At 61.9% G+C, this 1246-nt stretch carries 1 protein-coding gene; it reads right to left on the bottom strand.

The features are described 5' to 3' along the window. A partial coding sequence (locus EOA22_RS34125) for an ABC transporter substrate-binding protein (RefSeq protein WP_127390641.1) occupies positions 1–933 on the bottom strand: 933 nt, incomplete at its 3' end. Positions 934–1246 lie beyond the last annotated feature (313 nt).

Here is a 1246-nt window from a genome sequence, read left to right as displayed (position 1 = left end):
CTTGGCGGCGGCTTCGACATCGGCGAAGGTCTTGGTGGTGAAATCACCGGTCAGCGCCGCCTTGTTTTCGGCGAGTGAGTAGTAACGCACGCCGTCAAAGGCGGTGTTGAGGTCCTTGACGTCCGAACCGACAGCCTTGGCGATGATGGCGCGCCCACCGGGCGTATCGGCATTGTAGTCCTTGAGCGCTGCGTCCCAGCTTTTGATCATGGCCAGCACTTGGCCGGGCCGCGACTTGATCACCTCGTCACGCACCACCAGCACGTCGCTGATCAGGCCGGGATCCTCGCCGGCGGTGAACAGCAGCTTGAGGTCCTTGTTCTGCGCCATGGCGACGGTGAGGTACGGTTCATAGGTCACCGCGACCGGCACCTGGCCGGCGATCAAGGCGCTGCCGGCGTCGGACGCAGGCATCGGAACCGGCTTCACATCGTCGATCGACATGCCGTTCCTGGTGAGCGCGTATTTGAGCAGGATGTCGCTCGTCGTGCCTTCCTCGAAGGCCACCTGCTTGCCCTTGAGGTCCGCGATGGAGGTGACGTCCTTGCCAGCGATGATCGCGTCGGCGGTCATGGAGACGTCGAGCAGCAGCACGATCTTCACCGGCAGGCCGGCCGCAACCATGCCCATCGCCGTGTGGGTGGCGATGTTGGCGGCGTCGAGCTGGCCGCTTGCAAGTGCTGCATTGATGTCCTTGTCCTCGGCGAAGTTGACGATCTGGACGTCGCTCAGCCCGTTCGTCTTGAACAGGCCCTTGGCCTCGGCGACATGCCACTGGCCATAGCCGAGCCAGGGCTCGATGCCGATCTTGAACGCTCCTGCCTCGGGCGTGGTGGGAATGGCCGCATCGGCCGCGTAGGCCGCCGGGGCGGCGGCGAGCCCGATGGCGGCGGCCATCACGAGCGCGCGAAATTGTCCTGTTAGGTTACGCATCATCCTTGTTCCCCTTGATGATCGGACCGCTTTTTCTGACTGAGGTAGCCGGTCCGGTGAGACTGCGGGTTTCTGCTCTTGCGGCACTGTGCCTCGGCGTCTTACCTGCCACTTCATGGTGAAGTGCGCGGATATTTCAGCGTCAGCGGGAGCGGATGTCAAGGCTAAAATACATACATGCATATACAAGTTGGAAAGACTCAATTTTTACGCGCTCCGGGATCGATCCGGTCTAGAAAATCGGTCACCCGATCGGTTCCGGCAACAGGTTCGCTGCCGACCATGACCGCCACCGAAAAGGCAATAAGGGAAG

The organism is Mesorhizobium sp. M7A.F.Ca.US.014.04.1.1 (assembly GCF_003998745.1).
Lineage (GTDB): Bacteria > Pseudomonadota > Alphaproteobacteria > Rhizobiales > Rhizobiaceae > Mesorhizobium > Mesorhizobium ciceri.
The sequence above is the reverse complement of the archived record's forward strand: the minus strand, read 5'-3'. Positions and strand labels throughout refer to the sequence as shown.